This window comes from Enterobacter cloacae complex sp. 402C9, from assembly GCF_050030745.1.
In the GTDB taxonomy this organism is placed as follows: Bacteria; Pseudomonadota; Gammaproteobacteria; order Enterobacterales; family Enterobacteriaceae; genus Enterobacter; species Enterobacter intestinihominis.
Genome location: NZ_JBLGUW010000001.1, coordinates 1,416,850 through 1,438,275, shown reverse-complemented (window position 1 = coordinate 1,438,275; position 21,426 = coordinate 1,416,850). Strand labels below are relative to the sequence as shown.

The window sequence follows — 21,426 nt, the reverse complement described above, 5'->3', positions numbered from 1 at the left end:
GGATCTTTCGCCACTGAACAAGATGCACTGTTGGAGAATGTTATCCAGCGTAACGATAAGAACAGGAGCACCATGATGAAAATGACGAAACTGACTACGCTTTTCCTGACGGCAACCCTTACCCTGGCAAGCGGTAGCGTACTGGCAGCCGATACAGGCTCCTCCGGCAGCAACGGCGACGCGAATGCCGCTGCCGAAGCGGGCCAGGTTGCGCCGGATGCAAAACAGAATATCGCGCCAAATAATGTTGATAACAGTAATATCAACACGGGCAATACCAACACCGGCGGTACGAATACCGGCACGATGAACCATGACGGTATGAGCACTGACGAAGTTCACAAAAACTCAATGTGTAAAGACGGGAAATGCCCGGACCCGAATGACAAAGTGGGCAGCGATGCCAATACCAAAACGGACGGTACTACCCAGTAACCTTCCGTAAGGTAAAAGAGGGAGAGCGAATGCTCTCCTTTTTTATTTAAGCTCTTAAAAACGCTACACTAAAAATAATAATAAATCAGGAACGATACCATGGCGCACTCCCACTCCCATTCCCACTCCACTGGCGATGAAAATGCCAAACGGCTTCTGCTGGCTTTTGGCGTCACTGCCACCTTTATGATTATTGAGGTGACAGGCGGACTGATCTCCGGATCGCTGGCGCTGCTGGCCGATGCCGGGCATATGCTGACCGACGCTGCAGCGCTCCTGTTTGCTCTGCTGGCCGTGCAGTTTGCCCGTCGCCCTCCCAATGCCCGCCACACCTTTGGCTGGCTCAGACTCACCACACTTGCTGCGTTCGTGAATGCGATTGCACTGGTGGTTATTACCATTCTTATCGTCTGGGAGGCGTTTCAGCGCTTTCGTCATCCACAACCGGTAGCCGGAACGACGATGATGGTGATTGCTATTGCCGGGTTGGTCGCCAATATTCTGGCATTCTGGATATTGCACCGAGGCAGCAGCGAAAAAAATCTGAACGTACGGGCCGCGGCGCTTCACGTGCTGGGCGATCTGCTGGGTTCCGTAGGTGCCATCGTCGCCGCGCTGATCATTATGGGTACGGGCTGGACCCCCATCGACCCGATTCTTTCCGTGCTGGTATCGTGCCTTGTATTACGCAGTGCCTGGCGGCTGTTGAAAGAGAGCGTGAATGAACTGCTGGAAGGCGCTCCCACGTCGCTGGATATTGGCGAGCTAAAACGCAATCTGTGTCGTTCCATTCCTGAAGTCCGTAACGTTCACCACGTTCACGTTTGGCTGGTGGGTGAGAAACCGCTTATGACGCTGCACGTTCAGGTTATTCCGCCCCACGATCACGATGCGTTGCTTGAACGTATTCGGCACTTCCTTGAGCATCACTACGAAATTGCGCACTCCACCATCCAGATGGAGTATCAGCCCTGTAACGGGCCAGACTGTCACCTGAACGAGGCGCAGTCCGGCCACTCACACGAGCATCACCATTAGCGGGAAAGCGCACGAGAGCCACGCTCACGCGCGCTGTTGATCCACATGCGGCTACCGTTCAGGGCAATGACGGTCAGCAGCATATACTCCAGCGACATGGCATAAACGCCCTGACGGGCAAAAATCACCACGCTAATCACGTTGATGACCACCCACAGCAGCCAGTTTTCAACGTATTTACGGGTCATCAGGATCATTGCGGCAATCGACAGCACCATCATGCAGGAATCCCAGAACGGGAAGGCATCAGGCTGAAGCTCAGGCATCGTCACGTTTAATCCCAGACCCGACATGACCGAGACCGCCACGCGCGTCAGGAAGGCAAATACCGGGTCAATAAAGACGGTCATAAAGCCGATTGCCACCACGCAGGCCGCGAGCCAGGCAATGGCTTTTGGCAACGGCAGCCAGCGGATTTGCAGCTCCGCCTCCTGCTGACTGTTTTGCCGCGACCAGGCGTACCAGCCATAGATATTGGCCGCGAAGAAGAACAGCTGCAGAAGCAGGCTGGCGTAGAGCTGGATCTGGAAGAAGATGATCGCAAACAGCGTGACGTTTATCAGCCCGAACGCATAGTTACTGATCTTCTCAAGGCTGGCCAGCCAGATACAGAGTAAACCGGCCAGCGTACCTACCGCTTCAATCCACGACAGGTCATAGCCGCCCGCACCAATCGGGATATGAACCAGGATATTCTGTGTGCTAAAAAAATCCATTTTTTCTCCGGGGCGTAATAAGTTAAGTACGTAGTGTAGCCGCAAAATCCAGCATACGGTGAAGCGGAATTAACGCGCCTTCGCGCAGGCCGGCGTCTACGTGGATCTCATGCGCTGCGCCACCGATCTCCAGCCCCTCCGCTATCGCCTTAAGTCCATTCATCGCCATCCACGGGCAGTGCGCGCAGCTTCGACAGGTCGCCCCTTCTCCGGCGGTTGGCGCTTCGAGCAGCTCTTTTTCTGGTACGGCCTGCTGCATTTTATAGAAGATACCGCGATCGGTCGCCACGATGAGCTGCTTGTGCGGCAGGGTTTTTGCCGCGTTTATCAACTGGCTGGTTGAGCCGACGGCGTCCGCCATCTCAACAATCGACTGCGGCGACTCCGGATGCACCAGAATTGCGGCCTGCGGGTATAAGCGTTTCATCCTGGTCAGTGCCTGGGTCTTAAACTCGTCGTGAACGATACAGGCGCCCTGCCAGCACAGTACATCCGCACCGGTCTGTTTTTGTACGTAGTTTCCCAGGTGACGATCGGGCGCCCAGATGATTTTCTCCCCCAGGCTGTCCAGATGTTCAATCAGCTCAACGGCAATACTGGACGTTACTACCCAGTCTGCCCGGGCTTTCACCGCCGCAGACGTATTGGCATAGACCACCACGGTACGGTCAGGGTGGGCATCACAGAAGGCGGTGAACTCATCAATCGGGCAACCGAGGTCAAGGGAACATTCGGCATTTAGCGTAGGCATCAGAATCGTTTTTTCCGGGCTGAGGATTTTTGCCGTTTCACCCATAAAACGAACCCCCGCGACCAGCAGCGTGGAGGCTGAATGCTTAGCACCGAAACGCGCCATCTCCAGGGAGTCTGAGATACAGCCACCCGTCTCTTCCGCCAGCTGCTGAATTTCCGGGTCGGTGTAGTAATGCGCCACCATCACCGCATCACGCTCTTTAAGGAGGCGCTTGATTTTTTCACGATAGAACTGCTTCTCATCCCGGCTTAGCGGAGCTGGCTTCGGCGGGAAGGGATAGATTGCGGTTTCGGGATCAAACATCACACTCATTATGGCTTCTCGTTTTACTGGCTTAACAATATTGCCTTTGTTTTGCATGAGATAACAAAAATGAGGCAATGGTGTTTTATATACTAAACAAGATAGCGAATTTGAGGGGGAATGTCATCGGGAATTGATGCCGGTAGCATTTGTCGGCTGGTGGCTTCGCCTTACCCGACCAACAAGGCACTGGCGAACGACAGATAGCAAAAAGGCGCCTTTAGGGCGCCTTTCTACACTGGTGGGTCGTGCAGGATGATTCGGCTTCGCCTCGCCCATCGGGCCGTTGCTAAAGCAACGTTATCCTTCACGTGTAGTATCTGAGTAAGACATTAAAATTGGTGGGTCGTGCAGGATTCGAACCTGCGACCAATTGATTAAAAGTCAACTGCTCTACCAACTGAGCTAACGACCCCTTACGGGATGTACTTCAAATCTATTCAGGCTGGTGGGTCGTGCAGGATTCGAACCTGCGACCAATTGATTAAAAGTCAACTGCTCTACCAACTGAGCTAACGACCCATTCGGGTGTTACCTGAATTATCACTCGGAACCAATAAAATTGGTGGGTCGTGCAGGATTCGAACCTGCGACCAATTGATTAAAAGTCAACTGCTCTACCAACTGAGCTAACGACCCGAGTGGTGGGTGATGACGGGCTCGAACCGCCGACCCCCTCCGTGTAAAGGAGATGCTCTACCAACTGAGCTAATCACCCACTCTGTACTGCCGGAACTGCTTTAAGTGGTGGGTCGTGCAGGATTCGAACCTGCGACCAATTGATTAAAAGTCAACTGCTCTACCAACTGAGCTAACGACCCACTTTTGCGCTGCTTTCACGTTGTTTGATATCCCGTGGCAACGGCGGCATATATTACTGATTTAAGAATTCTGCGCAACAAAAATTTCGATGAAGATCACTTAACTGCTTAGGAATCATGCTGCACGACCAGAAATAACGCGATTTCTGGTCATGCGATAATCAACCCATCGAACTCAAACGTTTTTGCGCTTGTTTGGCGCCGTCTGTACCCGGGAATTTCGCAACCACCTGCTGATAAACCGCTTTGGCTTTTGCAGTGTCGCCTTTGTCCTGCATGATCACGCCGACTTTATACATCGCATCCGGCGCTTTCGGTGATTTCGGGTAATTTTTCACCACAGAGGCAAAATAAAACGCCGCATCATCCTTTTTACCCTTGTTGTAATTCAACTGACCCAGCCAGTAGTTCGCATTTGGCTGGTAAGTAGAATCAGGGTACTTCTTAACGAAGTTCTGAAACGCAACGATAGCATCGTCCTGGCGCGATTTGTCCTGTACCAGGGCAATGGCCGCGTTATAGTCCGTATTCGCGTCACCGCTCTGTACAGGCGCACCTGACGACGGGGAGGCATCTGCCGCAGGTGCAGGCGTCGCCGCACCGCTTTGATCGCCTGCTGCTGGCTGTGCTGCTGCTCCGCCACTGTTCAGGCTATCCATCTGCAACAAAATTTGCTTCTGGCGCTCCACAACCTGATTAAGCTGATACTGGCTCTCCTGAATCTGACCACGAAGGGAATCAATATCATTCTGGTTATCGGAAAGCTGCTGCTGGAGTTGAGTTAAAAGTTGGCTGTGAGCGTTAGAAATACGCTCGAGTTGTGTAACCCGGTCTTCTACCGAGCCTGAGCCGACACTACTGATTGGTGCCTGAGCAAAAGCGGCCCAGGGGGCCGCTATTCCAACCAGTAACGACAGACTCATCAGATGATGTCTGAAGTTACTGCTCATGCAATTCTCTTAGTAAACGAGTACGGCACGACGGTTTTTGGAGTAAGCCGCTTCGTCGTGACCCAGTACTGCTGGTTTTTCTTTACCGTAAGAAACGATGGAGATCTGGTCAGCAGAAACGCCTTTACCCTGCAGGTACATTTTAACAGCGTTCGCACGACGTTCACCCAGGGAGATGTTGTACTCTGGAGTACCACGTTCGTCCGCGTGACCTTCTACGGTGACTTTGTAAGACGGGTTGCTACGCAGGAAGTTTGCGTGCGCATCCAGCATTGCAGCGAAGTCAGAACGGATGTCGTATTTATCCAGATCGAAGTAAACGATGTTGTTCTGCTGCAGCTGCTGCATCTGAAGACGCGCTTGCTCTTCAGAAGACATATTGCCATTGCCGTTAGCGTCCATACCGGTGCCGGCACCCATCATGCCTTCGCCGCTCTGGTCATTGCTTGCATTCTTGTTAGAAGAACACGCTGCGATTGCCATAACAGGCAGAGCGATCATCAGCCCCTTCAGCACTTTGTTCAGTTGCATTTCTAAGATTCCTTTAGTAATCAATTAATTATTATTACAGATACGGCGACCAGGCAGGTGATTTTACCTGTCCATCAGTTGCCGGAAGACGCGCTTTGAAACGCCCATCTGTAGAAACCAGATTCAGCACGGATCCCATCCCCTGAGAAGAGCTGTAGATTACCATGGTGCCGTTAGGTGCCAGACTTGGCGTTTCATCCAGGAACGTTGACGACAGTATTTGTACGCCTCCCGTTACCAGATCTTGTTTGGCAATGTGCTGCTGACCACCCGCAGTGCTGACCATTACCATTGTTTTACCATCGGCACTGACGTCAGCATCCTGGTTCTGAGAACCTTCCCAGGTAATACGCTGCGCTGCTCCGCCGTTGATATTCACTTTATAAACTTGTGGACGACCTGCCTGGTCGGACGTAAAGGCCAGATTCTGGCTGTCCGGGAACCAGGTTGGTTCAGTGTTATTGCTACGACCATCCGTGACCTGACGGATCTGACCAGAACCAATATCCATTACGTACAGGTTCAGGCTACCGGTTTTAGACAGTGCAAACGCCAGTTTGGTACCGTCCGGAGAGAACGCAGGTGCACCGTTGTGACGTGGGAATGACGCAACCTGACGAACAGCACCGTTAGAGAGCGTCTGGATGACCAGCGCGGAGCGGCCGCTTTCGAAGGTCACATACGCCAGCTTAGAGCCGTCCGGAGACCATGCCGGAGACATCAGCGGCTGCGGTGAACGGTGTACGGTGAACTGGTTGTAACCATCGTAGTCAGAGACGCGCAGCTCATAAGGGAACTGGCCGCCGTTGGTCTGTACCACGTACGCGATACGGGTACGGAACGCACCTTTAATACCGGTCAGCTTCTCAAACACTTCGTCACTCGCCGTGTGGCCTGCGTAACGCAGCCACTGCTTGTTCACTTTATAGGTGTTTTGAGCCAGAACGGTACCCGGCGCACCGCCGGTATCCACCAGCTGATAAGCGACGTTATAGCCGCCGTCTGGTGCAGGCGTAACCTGACCGACAACTACCGCATCAATACCCAGCGCAGACCATGCAGCAGGCTGAACGTCCTGCGCAGTACCCGGCTGCTGAGGCAGGCGGGAACGATCTAATGGGTTAAATTTACCGCTGTTACGCAGGTCAGCTGCAACAATGCCGCCAATATCTTCAGGCGCAGCGCCCGGGCCTGCCCACTGGAACGGAACGACACCAATCGGACGCGCCGAGTCCACCCCCTGGGTGATCTCGATACGTACTTCTGCGTGCAGTACAGCTGCCCACAGCATTAAAAAACTAACTGCTACACGTAATGCCTGCTTCATCATATCTCCCTTATCTGGGTAACCTTACCCACGATAATTTAGCAGAATGTTAACAAACCCAAATAGACAAAACTACTTATCCTGTTTACGACCATAGACTGTTTTTCATACTTCCGTTAGAAGAGTTGATTACAGCTTAAAGTCCAGTTTGGCATCTTTTATCCTTTCATAAACAGCCTCGCTAGGCGGTTTAGGAATGTTCGCCGATCTGGCTGCGGCCAGCGCAGCCTGACAGAGCGCAGGATCGCCCCCTTCAGACGTCACGCTTTTCAACCTGCCGTCTGGCGCAAGATTGATGTGCAGTACGCATTGCTTGCCCTGATACAGGCCTGCATCAAAGAGTCGGCTCTGAATCGCAACCTGGATCTGTTTGGCATAAGCACTGATATCTGCACCTGTTGCCCCACCGTTGGCTCCGGAGGTACCGCTGTCTTTTGACGGCTGTCCATTTCCTTTCGCCCCACCGCCCGTTTTCGGTGCATTCTTACCGGAACTCAGGTCGCCCAGCAGATCGTCAACTCCTGCGGCTGCGGCAGCTTTCTCAGCGGCAGCGGCCTTTTTAGCAGCGGCTTTTTCGGCTGCTGCTTTCTTATCGGCAGCGGCTTTCTCAGCTGCAGCTTTTTTATCAGCAGCGGCTTTTTCCGCAGCGGCGGCTTTTTCTGCCGCAGCTTTCTCAGCGGCAGCCGCTTTCTTCGCCGCTTCGGCGGCCGCTTTTTTCTCTGCTTCCTGGGCGGCTTTCTTCGCGGCTTCTGCTTCGGCTTTCTTCTGTGCGTCAGCAGCGGCTTTTTTCGCGGCTTCGGCTTCCGCTTTCTTCTTCGCATCAGCAGCGGCTTTCTTCGCGGCTTCTGCTTCGGCCTTCTTCTGCGCGTCAGCAGCGGCTTTTTTCGCTGCTTCTGCGGCTACTTTCGCCTGAGCATCTGCCTGCGCCTTAGCGTCTGCTGCGGCTTTGGCTGCCGCCTCCTCCGCCTGCTTCTGCTGTTCCTGCGCTTTCTTCGCTGCGGCTTCAGCCTGTTTCTGCTGCTCCGCCTGCTCTTTCGCGGCTTCCTGCGCCTGCAAACGCTCTTTCTCAAGCTGCTTCAAACGTTCCTGCTCGGCGGCCTGCTTTTCACGCAGCTCTTCCGCCTGCTGTTGCGCCTGTTTTTCACGCTGCTCTTCAGCGCGTTTTGCGCTCGCCTGCTGCTGTTGCTGACGATTATAGTTCTGCACTACCGCACCGGGATCTACCATGACGGCGTCGATGGATGAGCCTCCACCACCGCCCGATGCATCAATGTGCTCATCGAACGAACTCCAGATCAGCGCTGCAAAAAGAATCACGTGCAGCACTGCGGAGACGATTATCGCTCGCTTAAGCTTGTCGTTCTGTTCGGTTGCCTTTGACACTATCGGTTCCCAAAAACTACGCAGATGATCAAATAGGCTGAGTCATTAAGCCAACTGACTTAACGCCCGCGCTATGTAGCAAGTTCAGCGCTTTGATAATTTCATCATATGGTACGTCTTTCGCACCACCGATTAAGAAGACCGTCTTCGGATTTGACTCCAGGCGTCGTTGCGCTTCAGCAATAACCTGCTCTGGGGGGAGCTGATCCATACGATCCTTCTCGACCACCACGCTGTACTGCCCTACGCCGGAAACCTCAATGATGACCGGAGGATCGTCATTGGTGCTTACCGCCTGTGATTCTGTCGCATCCGGCAGATCAACTTCTACGCTCTGGGTGATGATGGGGGCTGTCGCCATAAAGATCAGCAGCAGCACCAGCAGCACGTCCAGTAACGGAACGATATTGATTTCGGACTTGAGCTCGCGACGACCTCGTCCACGCGATCTGGCCATGGTTTACCCCTTGTTGCTCTCGGTGCTGGTAAACGCCTGACGATGCAGAATCGCGGTGAACTCTTCCATAAAGTTGTCGTAGTTCAGTTCCAGTTTATTCACGCGCTGGTTCAGACGGTTGTACGCCATTACCGCCGGAATTGCCGCGAACAGACCGATTGCGGTCGCGATCAGTGCTTCTGCAATACCCGGTGCCACCATCTGCAAGGTTGCCTGCTTCACCGCCCCCAGGGCGATAAAGGCGTGCATGATCCCCCACACCGTACCAAACAGGCCGATATACGGGCTGATGGAGCCAACGGTACCGAGGAAAGGAATATGCGTTTCAAGATTTTCCAGTTCGCGATTCATGGAAATGCGCATCGCACGCGACGCACCTTCTACCACGGCTTCCGGCGCATGGTTGTTAGCACGGTGTAAGCGAGCGAACTCTTTGAAACCACTATAAAAAATTTGTTCGGAGCCTGAAAGGTTATCACGGCGTCCCTGGCTTTCCTGATAGAGACGAGAAAGCTCTATACCCGACCAGAACTTATCTTCAAACGCTTCGGCTTCGCGGCCAGCGGCATTGAGGATACGCGTTCTCTGGATGATGATGGCCCAGGATGCGATTGAAAAACCAATCAAAATCAACATGATAAGTTTAACCAGAAGGCTTGCCTTCAGGAACAAATCAAGGATATTCATGTCAGTCACTGCTTAAACTCCGCGACAATAGACTTAGGAAGCGCACGAGGCTTCATTATGGTTGGATCAACACAGACAATCAGGACTTCAGCTGAGTTCAGTACCGTGTTCTCTGCATTGACTATCCGCTGCGTGAAAACCAGTGAAGTTCCGCGCATTGATGTAATTTCTGTTTGGACTTCGAGCATATCGTCGAGTCTGGCAGGCGCAAAATACTCAAGCGTCATCTTGCGTACCACGAAGGCAACTCGCTCAGCCAACAGCACCTGTTGACTAAAGTGATGATGGCGCAGCATCTCTGTGCGTGCCCGTTCATAAAAAGCAACGTAGCTGGCGTGGTAGACCACACCACCGGCATCGGTATCTTCGTAATAGACACGTACCGGCCATCGAAACAGCGTTGTATTCACTTTACATCCCGGTAATACAAGAAAAGTTGGAGCTTTCAAACTTCGCTACTATACGCGCGGGAATGATGGTTTGGAATGGGGGAAAGTAAACGGAGAGTAAATTTTTATGGGCTCGGGTAAGCCCATATCATTAACGGACATTTCTTATTCAGAAGAAGAAGAAAATCAAACCGGCGAGAAGAACCAGATCGGCAATCAGCGGGCAGAAGATGCCCTGCCAGTGAAGCGCTTTCGGACGAAAGCCGACACCGTGAATCACACCTGCACACACCGCCCACATAATCAGGAAGCCGTGCCAGATCTCAAGCTCGCTGGTTTTAGCCGCGAAGCGCGACGGGTCCCAGAAGATACAGCCCGCCAGCAGTAATGCCATAATGAGGGAAAGCGCCCGCAGGGGGCGCTTGTCCATTACCGCATATAACGTTGCGATAATATTCATTAGTGCTTATCTTCACCTGCTTTAGACGCTTCTACATGCTCAAGCGCCAGGGCAGTGATGACACCAAATGCACAGGCAAGAAGCGTCCCTAAAATCCATGCGAAATACCACATATTCAGCTCCTTACTTAATACATAGAGTGGGTGTTGCTTTCGATATGTTCTTTAGTGATGCGACCGAACATTTTCCAGTAACACCAGGCGGTGTAGAGCAGGATAATCGGCACGAACACGCAAGCAACGTACGTCATCAGGTTCAACGTCAACTGGCTGGACGTTGCATCCCACATGGTCAGGCTAGCATTCATCATGGTGCTGGATGGCATCACGAATGGGAACATAGCAATACCTGCCGTCAGGATAATGCACGCCAGCGTCAGGGAAGAGAACACGAACGCCATAGCGCCTTTCTCCAGACGAGACATTAACACTGTCAGCAGTGGCAGCAGCACACCCAGAGCAGGGATAGCCCATAGCGCAGGCATATTGTTGAAGTTCACCAGCCATGCGCCAGCCTGACGCGCCACCTCTTTGGTCAGCGGGTTAGACGGTGCGGTATGGTTAATGGCGGAGGTCACCACGTAGCCATCAATACCGTACACGACCCACACGCCTGCCAGCGCGAAGCAGACCAGCGTCACCAGCGCCGCCACCTGAGCGGTCGCACGGGAACGCAGGTGCAGTTCACCCACGGTACGCATCTGGAGATAGGTTGCGCCCTGGGTGATGATCATCGCCACGCTCACCACGCCAGCCAGCAGACCAAACGGATTCAGCAGCTGGAAGAAGTTACCGGTGTAGAACAGACGCATATATTCGTCGACGTGGAACGGTACGCCCTGTAACAGGTTACCGAACGCCACACCAATGACCAGCGGTGGAACGAAGCTACCAATGAAGATGCCCCAGTCCCACATGTTACGCCAGCGGGTGTCTTCAATCTTGGAGCGGTAGTCAAAACCTACCGGACGGAAGAATAAAGAGGCCAGCACCAGAATCATCGCCACATAGAAGCCGGAGAACGCAGCCGCGTAAACCATCGGCCAGGCAGCGAACAGCGCGCCGCCTGCGGTGATCAGCCACACCTGGTTACCGTCCCAGTGCGGGGCGATGGAGTTGATCATGATTCGACGCTCGGTGTCATTACGACCGAGGAAACGGGTGAGCATGCCCACGCCCATATCGAAACCATCGGTGACCGCAAAACCAATCAGCAGAACGCCGATCAACAGCCACCAGATAAAACGCAATACTTCATAATCGATCATTTGATGACTCCTGTCTTAGCGTGCCGGCTGAGTAGTCGTAACAGACTGCTCGTAGTGGTAGCGACCGGTTTTCAGGCTGCTTGGGCCAAGGCGCGCGAACTTGAACATCAGGAACAGTTCAGCCACCAGGAACAGGGTGTACAGACCGCAAATCAGCAGCATGGAGAAGATCAGGTCGCCTGCGGTCAGGGAGGAGTTCGCTACCGCTGTTGGCAGCACCTCACCGATCGCCCATGGCTGACGGCCATATTCCGCAACAAACCAGCCGGACTCGATAGCAATCCATGGCAGTGGGATACCGTACAGCGCGGTGCGCAGCAGCCATTTTTTCTCACCGATACGGTTACGAATGACTGACCAGAACGAGGCCGCGATGATCAGCAGCATGATAATGCCGCAACCCACCATGATGCGGAACGCGAAGTACAGCGGCGCAACGCGTGGAATAGAGTCTTTGGTTGCCATCTGAATCTGCGCTTCCGTCGCGTCGGAGACGTTCGGGGTATAGCGTTTCAGCAGCAGACCGTAACCGAGGTCTTTCTTCACGTCGTTAAATTGATCGCGAACGGCCTGGTCGGTAGAGCCGGCGCGCAGCTGTTCCAGCAGCGAGTAGGCTTTCATCCCGTTACGGATACGCTCTTCATGCTGCACCATCAGATCTTTCAGGCCAGTCACCTGTTTGTCGACGGAGCGCGTGGCGATAATACCCAGAGCGTAAGGAATTTGAATGGCGAAGCGGTTTTCCTGCGCGTCCTGGTCAGGCACGCCGAACAGGGTAAACGCTGCCGGTGCCGGCTGGGTTTCCCATTCAGCTTCAATTGCGGCGAGTTTGGTTTTCTGCACGTCACCCATTTCGTAACCGGATTCATCACCCAGAACAATAACGGACAGAATCGCGGCCATACCGAAGCTTGCTGCGATAGCGAAAGAACGCTTGGCGAACGCGAAGTCACGGCCGCGCAGCATATAGTAGGAGCTGATGCCCAGCACGAACATCGCGCCGCACACATAGCCAGACGCCACGGTGTGCACGAATTTAACCTGGGCAACCGGGTTCAGGACTAGCTCAGCGAAGCTGACCATCTCCATACGCATGGTTTCGAAGTTGAAATCAGATGCGATTGGGTTTTGCATCCAGCCGTTCGCCACCAGGATCCACAGTGCGGACAAGTTGGAGCCTAATGCCACCAGCCAGGTTACCGCCATATGCTGGACTTTACCCAGACGGTCCCAACCGAAGAAGAACAGACCTACAAAGGTGGATTCGAGGAAGAAGGCCATCAGACCTTCAATGGCCAGCGGCGCACCGAAAATATCCCCTACATAGTGGGAATAGTAAGACCAGTTTGTCCCGAACTGGAACTCCATGGTCAGACCGGTTGCCACGCCCAGCGCAAAGTTGATACCAAACAACTTGCCCCAGAACTTGGTCATATCTTTATAAATCTGTTTGCCGGAGAGGACGTAAACCGTTTCCATGATGGCCAGCAGGAACGCCATACCGAGCGTCAGCGGCACAAAAAGGAAGTGGTACATCGCGGTCAAGGCAAACTGTAAGCGCGACAGTTCGACTACGTCTAACATTATGACTCCTTGCTCATCGCATGAAGACTCCGAGAGTGAACCCCGTTAGATAAGGATCCACACGCATGCCCCAATACAAAGTTATCTGCTTCCCTTCTTCGTTGCTTATTCTCTACAGGAGGAAAAAGCAATGATGAAAGGTTACAAATACGTTAAGAAAAAACCAAATTGATCCCGTAAATATAATACGCTGCAAAACCCTTACAATAAACAGGTTTTTATTCGAACAGATTTACGTTTTTCGACGGCGATCAATTTATAGCAAAATTACCACTTTTCGGCCATTTTGATCGGGAACAATTTAACGCCTTTTGGAGCCTTTTTCCAAGGATTAAACATTGATTTAAATCAATAACAGCCGGTACTGTTAATGATGTTTCTTTGTGACATGGATAGTAAAAACCTTGTTAATAACATGTATATTTAAAGGCATTAATGGTTATAAAAGCCAGAAGATAATATAAACAGTTGTGATTTTTATTAACGCGTGTGAAAAAAGACCTTTTTGCAGGGAGAGAAACATATAATGTTATCCGCTTCACAGTATTTTTCTTTCGTTTTACTACCCGCCTAAAAGATTACATTTCATTCACCTTCACTAATCTTAAAATTAACACCCTTTAGTGACTATTTGATGAAATAAAGGCCGCAGGGTTGCGGCCTTGATATTGTTCTTGAGATTACCTTTCAATTTTTATGCTGAAGGTCCGTGACTGGCCTGGCCGGAAAGGCCCCGTAATGGCTGAGCCCTCCTCCCCTTGCGCTTTGCACACCTCATTCATGTCCGTTTCGCAACAGGCCTGGACCTCACGGTTCACAGACAAAGCCACGTCACAGGAGCGGGTCTCCGAAGGGTTGTACAGACGAAGAATCATCTCGTCACGATCCTCCGCTTTTTTCAGCGCACTGAGTACACATCCGTTAGGCGCCAGCGTTAGCAGGCTATAGCTACAGGGTGTGGTGAAAGAGGCACGGTTAAGCTTCATCGCATCCCACGGAATTTTGTTATAACAGTGCACTGGCGTTAACCACGACTTCGCCTGCTGCGCAACGCCAGCACTGACGGGCGTACCATTAAAACTGAACAGGCTAAAGCGACAGGTTAACTGACCCCGCATCTGCGAATCAGGCACCGGCATTTTGATCCCGGACGGTCTGCCAGGGCGCAGAAGTAAGTCTTCCTTCCCAAGCAACCCGACGCCGCGAAGCAACGTCAGGGCAAACGTGTTTTGACGCTCACCTGTTACTTCAAATTCGCGTAACCCTTCGGTAAATAGCGCCATCCCGTTACGCCGTTCCTGGAGCACCGCGTAGTTGAGCAGATTCCACACCGGCAGCGGCGCTTCCTTCCATCCCTCCTCCTGCCAGTTTGCCATCGCTTCATCCTGTACAGGGCGCGTCAGCGAACCAAACTGGGTATCGGCTAAGACCGTCTCTGTGGTGAATGGTGTCGGGATCAGCACCCGCACACGGTGGTCATCCGCGTGATTTCCGAGACGTGCCTCGACGTCGATACGTCGGCTGTTATGGCTGAGCGTGACCGTGAGTTCTGCCTCAAGCGTTCCCGTCTGCTGACGCGCAGAACGTTCAGCGAGATCCGCTGGCACCGCCATTCGATGGCGGATCACCGCCCTGCTCTGCCAGGCCTCGTGGATCACCTCAACCTCATGTTCGCCCTGCGCGGAAGAGAGTCTCCACTCTTCCCGTGAAGGCGAGTAGTCGTACTCATCGCCATCATCCGAGCTCTCTTCAATTTCCAGCGCGCGGTCATAGATAAGCCCGGACGCTTTATCGAGCAGACGCAAAGTACCGTCCTCGTTTAACGTTACTTCCCAGAAAGCATTTTCCAGTAACGCCTCCGGCGATTTATCTGGCGTCTGCAGTTTGCCGGCCACGTGCGGCTCGATATAGAGCGTGCGGTAACCCATAGATGGCAGGATCTGTTTGAGCTGGATGTCAAACTCCATGAAGGGATCGTAGTTGCCGTAATGCACTATCTGCCGGTCAATCAGCCCGGGGTCTATCTCACGCGCGCTGCGGAGATAATAAGGGATTTCATTTCCCTTTTCGTCCAACAGGCGGAACTGGCTGGCGCGCAGACGTATCGTGGTGTTAATCACTTCCTCACGCGGCCAGGGCGTGAGGTTAAACATCACCAGTTTGTCTTCCTCGCTCTGCGGCATGTTGTCGACAATCTTGCGCATATAGAAGCACGTCAGGTTATCGGCCATGTCTTCCGCCAGCTCAAAGCGTGACATCACCTCGCGATGCACTTTATCGCTGCAGCAGCAGCCGATACTGTCGTGGGCGTGATTCTTGAGGATCTCTTTCCACATTTTTTCCAGCAAGCCGTGGTGATAGTCAAAGCCCAGCGTCCAGGCAAGCGTAGCCAGCGGCTCAAGGACGTTGACGATTTTATTCTCTATCCGGGCGTGGGCGATTTTGATGTCCATCCGCGTGGAGCCGATCGTCCGGTGCACCCGCATATATTTACCGTCAATAAATTCCCCTTTCAGCGTCGCCAGTTCATCGCGGTGCGCATCGATATGGTCAAACACCTCCTCGAAGCGGCTCATCACAAACTGACGCTGCGGGTAGATTTTGCGCAGCTTATCCATCACCGCAAATATGTTCTGCTGGAGCGGCATCTGATCATGGCCGTTAGGCAGCAAAATTTCTTTCGTCACGGAGGCTTTTTCGAGCACCTCGAAGTAGTTGTCGAGCCGTTTGCGCAGTCCGGCTTCATCCTCCGGTAAGTACTTACCAATCGCGTAGCCCAGCGGCAGTACCTGTGCCGTCACTTCGCTGCCGTCCTGGCTTTGCCAGAGAAATTCGGTTTTATCGGTACCGTGCCGCTCGGAACAGCCGCGCCAGAACATGGTGCGCGTGATGCCAAAACCGTTGTAAATGTGTGGCAGCTGGGAAGACATGCCGAAGGAGTCCGGCAGATAGCCAATTTTCATCGGCTCACCAAAGGCCAGACAGTCGCGCATGCCGTACATCAGATTGCGCACAATCGACTCGCCGGAGACAAGGGTGGTGTCCGTCTGGGTATACCACGGCCCGATAATCAGCTTCCCGGCCGCCACCAGCGCCTTCACGCGTGGCCTGTTTTCCGGTTTCACGGCAAAATAATCTTCCAGCACCGCCGTCTGGCCGTCGAGAACGTAGTATTTATACTCTGCGTCCTGCTCAAGACGGGTGAGGATCTCTTCCATATTATTGACCAGAAGAATACGTGACGCTTCGGTGGTGAAGTACCACTCCCGGTCCCAGTGCATATGTGGCGTGATATGAACGCGAGATACAGCTTTCATCTTCGTTTCCTGTCAGTGCGTGTTTAGGATGGTATGTCTTCAGTCACGTAGGTACCGCTCTTCACGGCCTGGCGTCGCCAGAGCAGTAAAATGAGCGTAGAGATTGCGGCGCCCACCAGCGCGGCGCCAAACCAGCCGGCAGCGGCTATCACGCCGCCCAGCCCGGCATCATGCAGTAAGAAGAGAGAGAAAATGCCCGCGCCCGGGGTGGAGAGCCCAATACCCATCGCTCCGACAATCGCTCCGGTCGCCATTGACCCCAGAACAAATGAGCCGATGACTCGCAACGGATCCTCGATAGCCATCGGAATTGCCCCTTCGGTGATGCCCGCCAGCCCCAGCAGCCAGGTGGATTTGCTGGTCTCAATTTCGAACTGTTTAAACAGATTCGGAGCCAGCATCGTTGATGCCGTCACGGTAAAGGCCGAAACCATTTTGACGGAGGCGAAGATCGCATAAGGCCCGTATACGCCGTTGGCCATCGCGCCCAGACAGAACGCGTAAGAGGCTTTGTTGACCGGACCGCCCAGATCGAACGAGCACATAAAGCCCAGGATCGCCCCCAGCAGCAGCGCGTTCGCGCCGGAGAGACCATTAAGCCAGGCAGTCAGAGCGTTATTGATTCAGGCCACCGGTTCGCCGATCACAAACAGCATCAGGCTGCCTGCGCCCAGTACGCCAATCACCGGATAGAGATAAAAGGTCAGAAAGCCGTTGTAGCGGCTACTCAGCCGGATGTGGTTTTTCACCCAGCGCATCAGGTAGCCCGCAATCAGCCCGCCGACGATGGCCCCCAGAAAGCCGGAGCCGATCATATTGGCGGCAAGGCCCGCCGCAAAGCCCGGCGTAAGCGCAGGTTTATCCGCCAGCGAGTAAGCGGTATAGGCCGCCAGAACAGGGACCATCAGAATGCCGAGCATCCCACCGCCCAGTTTGCGGTACATCCACAGCCACGAGTTTTCCTGATCGAACAGGTGCTGCAAGCCCAGGATTTGCGCCAGGAGTACCGACACGGCCAGCACCGTGCCGCCAGCGACGATCAGCGGCACCGCAAAGGAGATACCGCTGAGCAGCGCTTGCTTGAGTTCGGTTTTAACGGACTTTTTCGCGTCCGTGTCGACGTGCGCAGGACGCGCATCGGATACAGGCTGTAGCGCCAGCGCACGCTCAATGAGCGCTTCCGCATGGCGCAAGGGTTCCGCGACGGGCACGGAAATGGCGGGGATCCCCTGAAAACGCTCACGCTCTTTGATCGCCACTTCCGCCGCGAAGATACACGCTTTTGCCTCCTGCAAATGCTGCGCGGTTATGCGCCCCTCAATACCGTTTGCCCCCTGCTTTTCGACCACTACATTGACGCCGAGCTTACGTCCCGCTTTTTCGAGATATTCCGCTGCCATGTAGGTATGGGCGATCCCGGCCGGACAGGCGGTAACGCAGACGATCGTCGGGGCATTCTCTGCGACGGCGGTTTCTTGCGCCTCAGGCGCCGTTTCCAGCGCAGCAAGCACCGCTTCCGCGCTGGTCGCCGTCATCACGTGCGCCCTGAGATCGTCATCCGCCAGGCGGGACGTCAGTTCCGTCAGCACCTGAATATGCGTTGATCCCGCTTGTGCGGGAGGAATGGCGAGCAAAAAAATCAGCTCGACCTCCTCCGGTCCGTCCACGCCTTCCCAGACCAGCGGCTCGCGCAGTGTTGCCACGGCAAAAGCCGCTTCCTTTACTGCCGCTGATTTACCATGGGGTACGGCCAGCCCCTCGCCCAGCGCCGTCGGGCCAAGCGATTCGCGATGGAAAACCTCTGCCAGAAACGTATCGGCGTCGGCTATTTTGCCCAACGCTACCAGCCGCGTCGCAAGCTGACGGATTGCCTCATCACGGCTGGTAAACTGCGCCTGCATGCAGACAGCACGGGGGTCGGTCAGAGTCGTCAGGTTCATAAGATCCTCACCTATCCAAAGTTATTGTCTGGGGAGGATTGTGGCAGACTGGATAATACATTTATGTGATCATTTTCACTAACAACGATATTTGTATTTAATTTGTATTATTTACAAATCAGTCACTGAAGGCATAATTCCCCTAAAAAGGTATTAAAAAGGCGTAACACAATGGGCAATAAACCGATGTACCGGCAGATCGCCGATGCGTTCCGCGAGAAGATTAACGCCGGGGAATTAAAACCCGGAGACGCGCTGCCGACGGAATCCAGCCTTCAGGAGGCATTTAACGTTAGCCGTGTCACCGTGCGGCAGGCTTTGAAGCTGCTCGCCGACGAGCAGATCATCGAAAGCATTCAGGGCAGCGGCTCGTATGTAAAAGAGGAGCGGGTGAATTACGATATTTATCAGCTTACCGGCTTTTACGAAAAACTGGCGGATCGCAACGTTGATACGCACAGCGACGTCAGCGTCTTCGAAGTGGTGAAAGCCGATGAGCGGCTCGCGGCAAAACTGGCGCTCAATCCGGATGATAAGGTCTGGCACGTCAAGCGCGTACGCTTCATCAGGGAAAAGCCGGTGAATCTGGAAGAGACATGGATGCCGCTGGCGATGTTCCCCGACCTCACCTGGGAAGTGATGGAACAGTCGAAATACCATTACATTGAGCAGGTCAAAAAGCTGTTTATCGATCGCAGCGAGCAGGAGCTGGTGCCAGTCATGCCATCGGACGAGGCGATTGCCGCCCTGGCGCTCGATCCGGCAAAACCAATTCTTGAAAAAGTTTCCCGCGGCTTCCTTAAAGACGGCCAGGTATTTGAATACAGTCGCAACGTGTTTAACACCGACGACTATAAATTCACTCTGGTGGCTAAACGCAGGCAATAAAAAAAGGCCGCTTTACAGCGGCCAACCATGTCGAAACGGACATTTTTTTATACTTCAACGCGCCCCATTCGGGGAGCAGAGAGGACTTACTTAATGATGGATTTCAGTGCTTCACCGATATCCGCCAGGCTGCGAACGGTTTTCACGCCTGCGGCTTCCAGTGCTGCGAATTTCTCATCAGCCGTACCTTTACCGCCAGCGATAATCGCACCCGCGTGACCCATACGTTTGCCTTTCGGCGCGGTCACACCCGCGATGTAACCCACCACCGGCTTGGTCACATGATCTTTGATGTAAGCAGCCGCTTCTTCTTCCGCGCTACCACCGATCTCACCGATCATCACGATCGCTTCGGTCTGTGGATCTTCCTGGAACAGCTTAAGGATGTCGATGAAGTTAGAGCCTGGGATCGGGTCACCGCCGATGCCCACGCAGGTGGACTGGCCGAAGCCGTAATCGGTGGTCTGCTTAACTGCTTCATAGGTCAGGGTACCGGAACGGGACACGATGCCCACTTTGCCCGGTTTGTGAATGTGGCCCGGCATGATGCCGATTTTGCATTCGCCCGGGGTGATAACGCCTGGGCAGTTCGGGCCGATCATGCGCACGCCTGCTTCGTCCAGCTTCACCTTCACGGTCAGCATATCCAGCGTCGGGATACCTTCGGTGATGGTGATGATCAGCTTAATGCCTGCGTCGATCGCTTCCAGAATAGAGTCTTTGCAGAACGGCGCTGGAACGTAGATCACGGTCGCGGTTGCGCCCGTCGCTTCTACTGCTTCACGCACGGTGTTGAACACCGGCAGGCCCAGGTGCGTGGTGCCGCCTTTACCTGGCGTTACGCCGCCAACCATCTGCGTACCGTAGGCAATCGCCTGTTCGGAGTGGAAAGTCCCCTGGCTACCGGTGAAGCCCTGGCAGATAACCTTGGTATCTTTATTAATTAAAACGGACATTATTTCCCCTCCACTGCGGCAACAACCTGCTGAGCTGCATCCGTCAGACTTTTCGCTGCAATAATATTCAGGCCGCTGTCAGCCAGTTTTTTCGCGCCGAGTTCAGCGTTATTCCCTTCCAGACGTACAACAACCGGAACGTTAACGCCCACTTCTCCTACCGCGCCGATGATACCGTCGGCGATCAGGTCGCAACGTACGATACCGCCGAAGATGTTCACCAGAACCGCTTTTACGTTGCTGTCAGAGAGAATGATTTTGAACGCTTCGGTTACGCGCTCTTTGGTTGCGCCACCGCCCACGTCGAGGAAGTTCGCTGGCTCACCGCCGTGCAGCTTAACGATGTCCATGGTGCCCATTGCCAGGCCCGCACCGTTAACCATGCAGCCGATGTTGCCATCCAGCGCCACGTAGTTCAGCTCCCACTGGGCAGCCTGCGCTTCACGCGGATCTTCCTGAGACTGGTCGCGCATTTCGCGCAGATCCGCCTGGCGGAACAGCGCGTTGCCGTCAGCGCCCAGCTTGCCGTCGAGGCAGATCAGGTCGCCCTGGGTGGTGATCACCAGCGGGTTGATCTCGATCAGCGCCAGATCGCGCTCCAGGAAGATGGTCGCCAGCCCCATGAAGATCTTGGTGAACTGCTGAACCAGCTTGCCTTCCAGACCCAGTTTGAACGCCAGCTCACGTCCCTGGTAAGGCATTGGGCCCGCCAGCGGATCGATTGCCACTTTGTGGATCAGGTGCGGGGTTTCTTCCGCCACTTTTTCGATTTCCACGCCGCCTTCGGTAGATGCCATGAACACCACGCGACGGGAGCTACGGTCTACGACTGCGCCTAGGTACAATTCTTTCGCGATGTCGGTTGCCGCTTCAACCAGGATCTGGTTGACCGGCTGGCCATTCGCATCTGTCTGGTAGGTTACCAGACGCTTGCCGAGCCAATGCTCAGCAAACGCACGGATCTCTTCTTTGCTCTTAACAACCTTCACACCGCCCGCTTTACCACGGCCACCAGCGTGAACCTGACATTTAACTACCCACGGGCCGGAACCGATTTTAGATGCGGCTTCTTCTGCTTCACGCGGGGTAGTACAGGCATAACCCACCGGAGCCGGTAAGCCTGACCTGGCAAACAGCTGTTTGGCCTGATATTCATGTAAGTTCATGTGTTCTATCCATCCTTCAGGGTAATCGTTATCTTCAAACCTGTAGACCGGCGCTAC

Annotated in this window: 19 protein-coding genes, 5 tRNA genes and 1 pseudogene; 3 read left to right on the top strand and 22 right to left on the bottom strand. The window is 53.9% G+C overall.

Annotated elements, in window-relative coordinates; genetic code table 11:
- Positions 1 to 75: 75 nt before the first annotated feature.
- The gene (locus tag ACQG1K_RS06855; protein ID WP_022647477.1) at positions 76 to 435 is read left to right on the top strand and encodes a protein YbgS; all 360 of its coding nucleotides are present in this window, start codon (positions 76 to 78) and stop codon (positions 433 to 435) included.
- 99 nt (positions 436 to 534) lie between these two features.
- Positions 535 to 1,473, top strand: a complete 939-nt coding sequence (gene zitB / locus ACQG1K_RS06850) for a CDF family zinc transporter ZitB (protein WP_022647476.1) — start codon at positions 535 to 537, stop codon at positions 1,471 to 1,473.
- Here zitB and pnuC read toward each other — a convergent pair.
- From pnuC to mngA, 20 genes and pseudogenes are all read right to left on the bottom strand, one after another.
- Positions 1,470 to 2,189, bottom strand: coding sequence for a nicotinamide riboside transporter PnuC (gene pnuC, locus ACQG1K_RS06845; RefSeq protein ID WP_022647475.1), 720 nt, complete (start codon positions 2,187 to 2,189; stop codon positions 1,470 to 1,472). The genes zitB and pnuC overlap by 4 nt on opposite strands.
- 22 nt (positions 2,190 to 2,211) lie before the next feature.
- On the bottom strand, positions 2,212 to 3,255 hold the full coding sequence (gene nadA, locus ACQG1K_RS06840; protein ID WP_367075645.1) for a quinolinate synthase NadA: 1,044 nt from the start codon (positions 3,253 to 3,255) through the stop codon (positions 2,212 to 2,214).
- A 330-nt stretch (positions 3,256 to 3,585) separates the two neighbouring features.
- Positions 3,586 to 3,661, bottom strand: a tRNA-Lys gene (locus tag ACQG1K_RS06835).
- 31 nt (positions 3,662 to 3,692) lie between these two features.
- Positions 3,693 to 3,768 (bottom strand) — tRNA-Lys (locus ACQG1K_RS06830).
- A 41-nt stretch (positions 3,769 to 3,809) separates the two neighbouring features.
- Positions 3,810 to 3,885 (bottom strand) — tRNA-Lys (locus tag ACQG1K_RS06825).
- Positions 3,886 to 3,888: 3 nt separating this feature from the next.
- Positions 3,889 to 3,964 (bottom strand) — tRNA-Val (locus tag ACQG1K_RS06820).
- Between the two features lie 27 nt (positions 3,965 to 3,991).
- A tRNA-Lys gene (locus ACQG1K_RS06815) sits at positions 3,992 to 4,067 on the bottom strand.
- Between the two features lie 161 nt (positions 4,068 to 4,228).
- A complete protein-coding gene (gene cpoB / locus ACQG1K_RS06810; protein WP_045308831.1) occupies positions 4,229 to 5,017 on the bottom strand; it encodes a cell division protein CpoB in 789 nt (262 codons plus the stop codon).
- A gap of 9 nt (positions 5,018 to 5,026) precedes the next feature.
- Complete coding sequence (gene pal / locus ACQG1K_RS06805; protein ID WP_003858578.1) at positions 5,027 to 5,548, bottom strand: peptidoglycan-associated lipoprotein Pal; 522 nt, start codon at positions 5,546 to 5,548, stop codon at positions 5,027 to 5,029.
- A gap of 34 nt (positions 5,549 to 5,582) precedes the next feature.
- Positions 5,583 to 6,875, bottom strand: a complete 1,293-nt coding sequence (tolB, locus tag ACQG1K_RS06800) for a Tol-Pal system beta propeller repeat protein TolB (protein WP_022647472.1) — start codon at positions 6,873 to 6,875, stop codon at positions 5,583 to 5,585.
- A gap of 129 nt (positions 6,876 to 7,004) precedes the next feature.
- The gene (tolA, locus tag ACQG1K_RS06795) at positions 7,005 to 8,258 is read right to left on the bottom strand and encodes a cell envelope integrity protein TolA (RefSeq protein WP_023299616.1); all 1,254 of its coding nucleotides are present in this window, start codon (positions 8,256 to 8,258) and stop codon (positions 7,005 to 7,007) included.
- A 28-nt stretch (positions 8,259 to 8,286) separates the two neighbouring features.
- Positions 8,287 to 8,715, bottom strand: a complete 429-nt coding sequence (tolR, locus tag ACQG1K_RS06790) for a colicin uptake protein TolR (RefSeq protein WP_003858589.1) — start codon at positions 8,713 to 8,715, stop codon at positions 8,287 to 8,289.
- A 3-nt stretch (positions 8,716 to 8,718) separates the two neighbouring features.
- Positions 8,719 to 9,411: a Tol-Pal system protein TolQ gene (gene tolQ, locus ACQG1K_RS06785; RefSeq protein WP_022647470.1), complete on the bottom strand. Its 693-nt coding sequence runs from the start codon at positions 9,409 to 9,411 to the stop codon at positions 8,719 to 8,721.
- Complete coding sequence (gene ybgC, locus ACQG1K_RS06780; protein ID WP_003858593.1) at positions 9,408 to 9,812, bottom strand: tol-pal system-associated acyl-CoA thioesterase; 405 nt, start codon at positions 9,810 to 9,812, stop codon at positions 9,408 to 9,410. Before ybgC ends, tolQ begins: the two co-directional genes overlap by 4 nt.
- Positions 9,813 to 9,960: 148 nt before the next feature.
- Positions 9,961 to 10,251, bottom strand: coding sequence for a cyd operon protein YbgE (ybgE, locus tag ACQG1K_RS06775; RefSeq protein WP_003858596.1), 291 nt, complete (start codon positions 10,249 to 10,251; stop codon positions 9,961 to 9,963).
- On the bottom strand, positions 10,251 to 10,364 hold the full coding sequence (cydX, locus tag ACQG1K_RS06770) for a cytochrome bd-I oxidase subunit CydX (RefSeq protein ID WP_014169181.1): 114 nt from the start codon (positions 10,362 to 10,364) through the stop codon (positions 10,251 to 10,253). The genes ybgE and cydX overlap by 1 nt, the downstream gene beginning before the upstream one ends.
- Positions 10,365 to 10,378: 14 nt before the next feature.
- Entirely contained in the window at positions 10,379 to 11,518 is a 1,140-nt protein-coding gene (cydB, locus tag ACQG1K_RS06765; protein ID WP_022647469.1) for a cytochrome d ubiquinol oxidase subunit II, read from the bottom strand.
- Between the two features lie 15 nt (positions 11,519 to 11,533).
- A complete protein-coding gene (cydA, locus tag ACQG1K_RS06760; protein WP_023299615.1) occupies positions 11,534 to 13,102 on the bottom strand; it encodes a cytochrome ubiquinol oxidase subunit I in 1,569 nt (522 codons plus the stop codon).
- A gap of 680 nt (positions 13,103 to 13,782) precedes the next feature.
- A complete protein-coding gene (gene mngB / locus ACQG1K_RS06755) occupies positions 13,783 to 16,419 on the bottom strand; it encodes a mannosylglycerate hydrolase (RefSeq protein ID WP_367075650.1) in 2,637 nt (878 codons plus the stop codon).
- Between the two features lie 23 nt (positions 16,420 to 16,442).
- Positions 16,443 to 18,359: pseudogene (mngA, locus tag ACQG1K_RS06750) on the bottom strand (PTS 2-O-a-mannosyl-D-glycerate transporter subunit IIABC).
- Positions 18,360 to 18,530: 171 nt separating this feature from the next.
- Between mngA and ACQG1K_RS06745 the strand changes: the two are divergent.
- On the top strand, positions 18,531 to 19,247 hold the full coding sequence (locus ACQG1K_RS06745) for a GntR family transcriptional regulator (RefSeq protein WP_367075652.1): 717 nt from the start codon (positions 18,531 to 18,533) through the stop codon (positions 19,245 to 19,247).
- Between the two features lie 86 nt (positions 19,248 to 19,333).
- Here the strand turns inward: ACQG1K_RS06745 and sucD are convergent, their stop codons facing one another.
- The gene (gene sucD, locus ACQG1K_RS06740; RefSeq protein ID WP_006809578.1) at positions 19,334 to 20,203 is read right to left on the bottom strand and encodes a succinate--CoA ligase subunit alpha; all 870 of its coding nucleotides are present in this window, start codon (positions 20,201 to 20,203) and stop codon (positions 19,334 to 19,336) included.
- Positions 20,203 to 21,369 (bottom strand): ADP-forming succinate--CoA ligase subunit beta, encoded by a 1,167-nt coding sequence (sucC, locus tag ACQG1K_RS06735; RefSeq protein ID WP_022647464.1) that lies wholly within the window; start codon positions 21,367 to 21,369, stop codon positions 20,203 to 20,205. The genes sucD and sucC overlap by 1 nt, the downstream gene beginning before the upstream one ends.
- Positions 21,370 to 21,426 lie beyond the last annotated feature (57 nt).

Bases quoted from the DNA above. Each gene is read 5' to 3' on its own strand.
- ACQG1K_RS06855 (WP_022647477.1), top strand. From the start codon at position 76: ATGAAAATGACGAAACTGACTACGCTTTTCCTGACGGCAACCCTTACC.
- zitB (WP_022647476.1), top strand. From the start codon at position 535: ATGGCGCACTCCCACTCCCATTCCCACTCCACTGGCGATGAAAATGCC.
- pnuC (WP_022647475.1), bottom strand. From the start codon at position 2,189: ATGGATTTTTTTAGCACACAGAATATCCTGGTTCATATCCCGATTGGT.
- nadA (WP_367075645.1), bottom strand. From the start codon at position 3,255: ATGAGTGTGATGTTTGATCCCGAAACCGCAATCTATCCCTTCCCGCCG.
- cpoB (WP_045308831.1), bottom strand. From the start codon at position 5,017: ATGAGCAGTAACTTCAGACATCATCTGATGAGTCTGTCGTTACTGGTT.
- pal (WP_003858578.1), bottom strand. From the start codon at position 5,548: ATGCAACTGAACAAAGTGCTGAAGGGGCTGATGATCGCTCTGCCTGTT.
- tolB (WP_022647472.1), bottom strand. From the start codon at position 6,875: ATGAAGCAGGCATTACGTGTAGCAGTTAGTTTTTTAATGCTGTGGGCA.
- tolR (WP_003858589.1), bottom strand. From the start codon at position 8,715: ATGGCCAGATCGCGTGGACGAGGTCGTCGCGAGCTCAAGTCCGAAATC.
- ybgE (WP_003858596.1), bottom strand. From the start codon at position 10,251: ATGAATATTATCGCAACGTTATATGCGGTAATGGACAAGCGCCCCCTG.
- cydX (WP_014169181.1), bottom strand. From the start codon at position 10,364: ATGTGGTATTTCGCATGGATTTTAGGGACGCTTCTTGCCTGTGCATTT.
- cydB (WP_022647469.1), bottom strand. From the start codon at position 11,518: ATGATCGATTATGAAGTATTGCGTTTTATCTGGTGGCTGTTGATCGGC.
- cydA (WP_023299615.1), bottom strand. From the start codon at position 13,102: ATGTTAGACGTAGTCGAACTGTCGCGCTTACAGTTTGCCTTGACCGCG.
- mngB (WP_367075650.1), bottom strand. From the start codon at position 16,419: ATGAAAGCTGTATCTCGCGTTCATATCACGCCACATATGCACTGGGAC.
- ACQG1K_RS06745 (WP_367075652.1), top strand. From the start codon at position 18,531: ATGGGCAATAAACCGATGTACCGGCAGATCGCCGATGCGTTCCGCGAG.
- sucD (WP_006809578.1), bottom strand. From the start codon at position 20,203: ATGTCCGTTTTAATTAATAAAGATACCAAGGTTATCTGCCAGGGCTTC.
- sucC (WP_022647464.1), bottom strand. From the start codon at position 21,369: ATGAACTTACATGAATATCAGGCCAAACAGCTGTTTGCCAGGTCAGGC.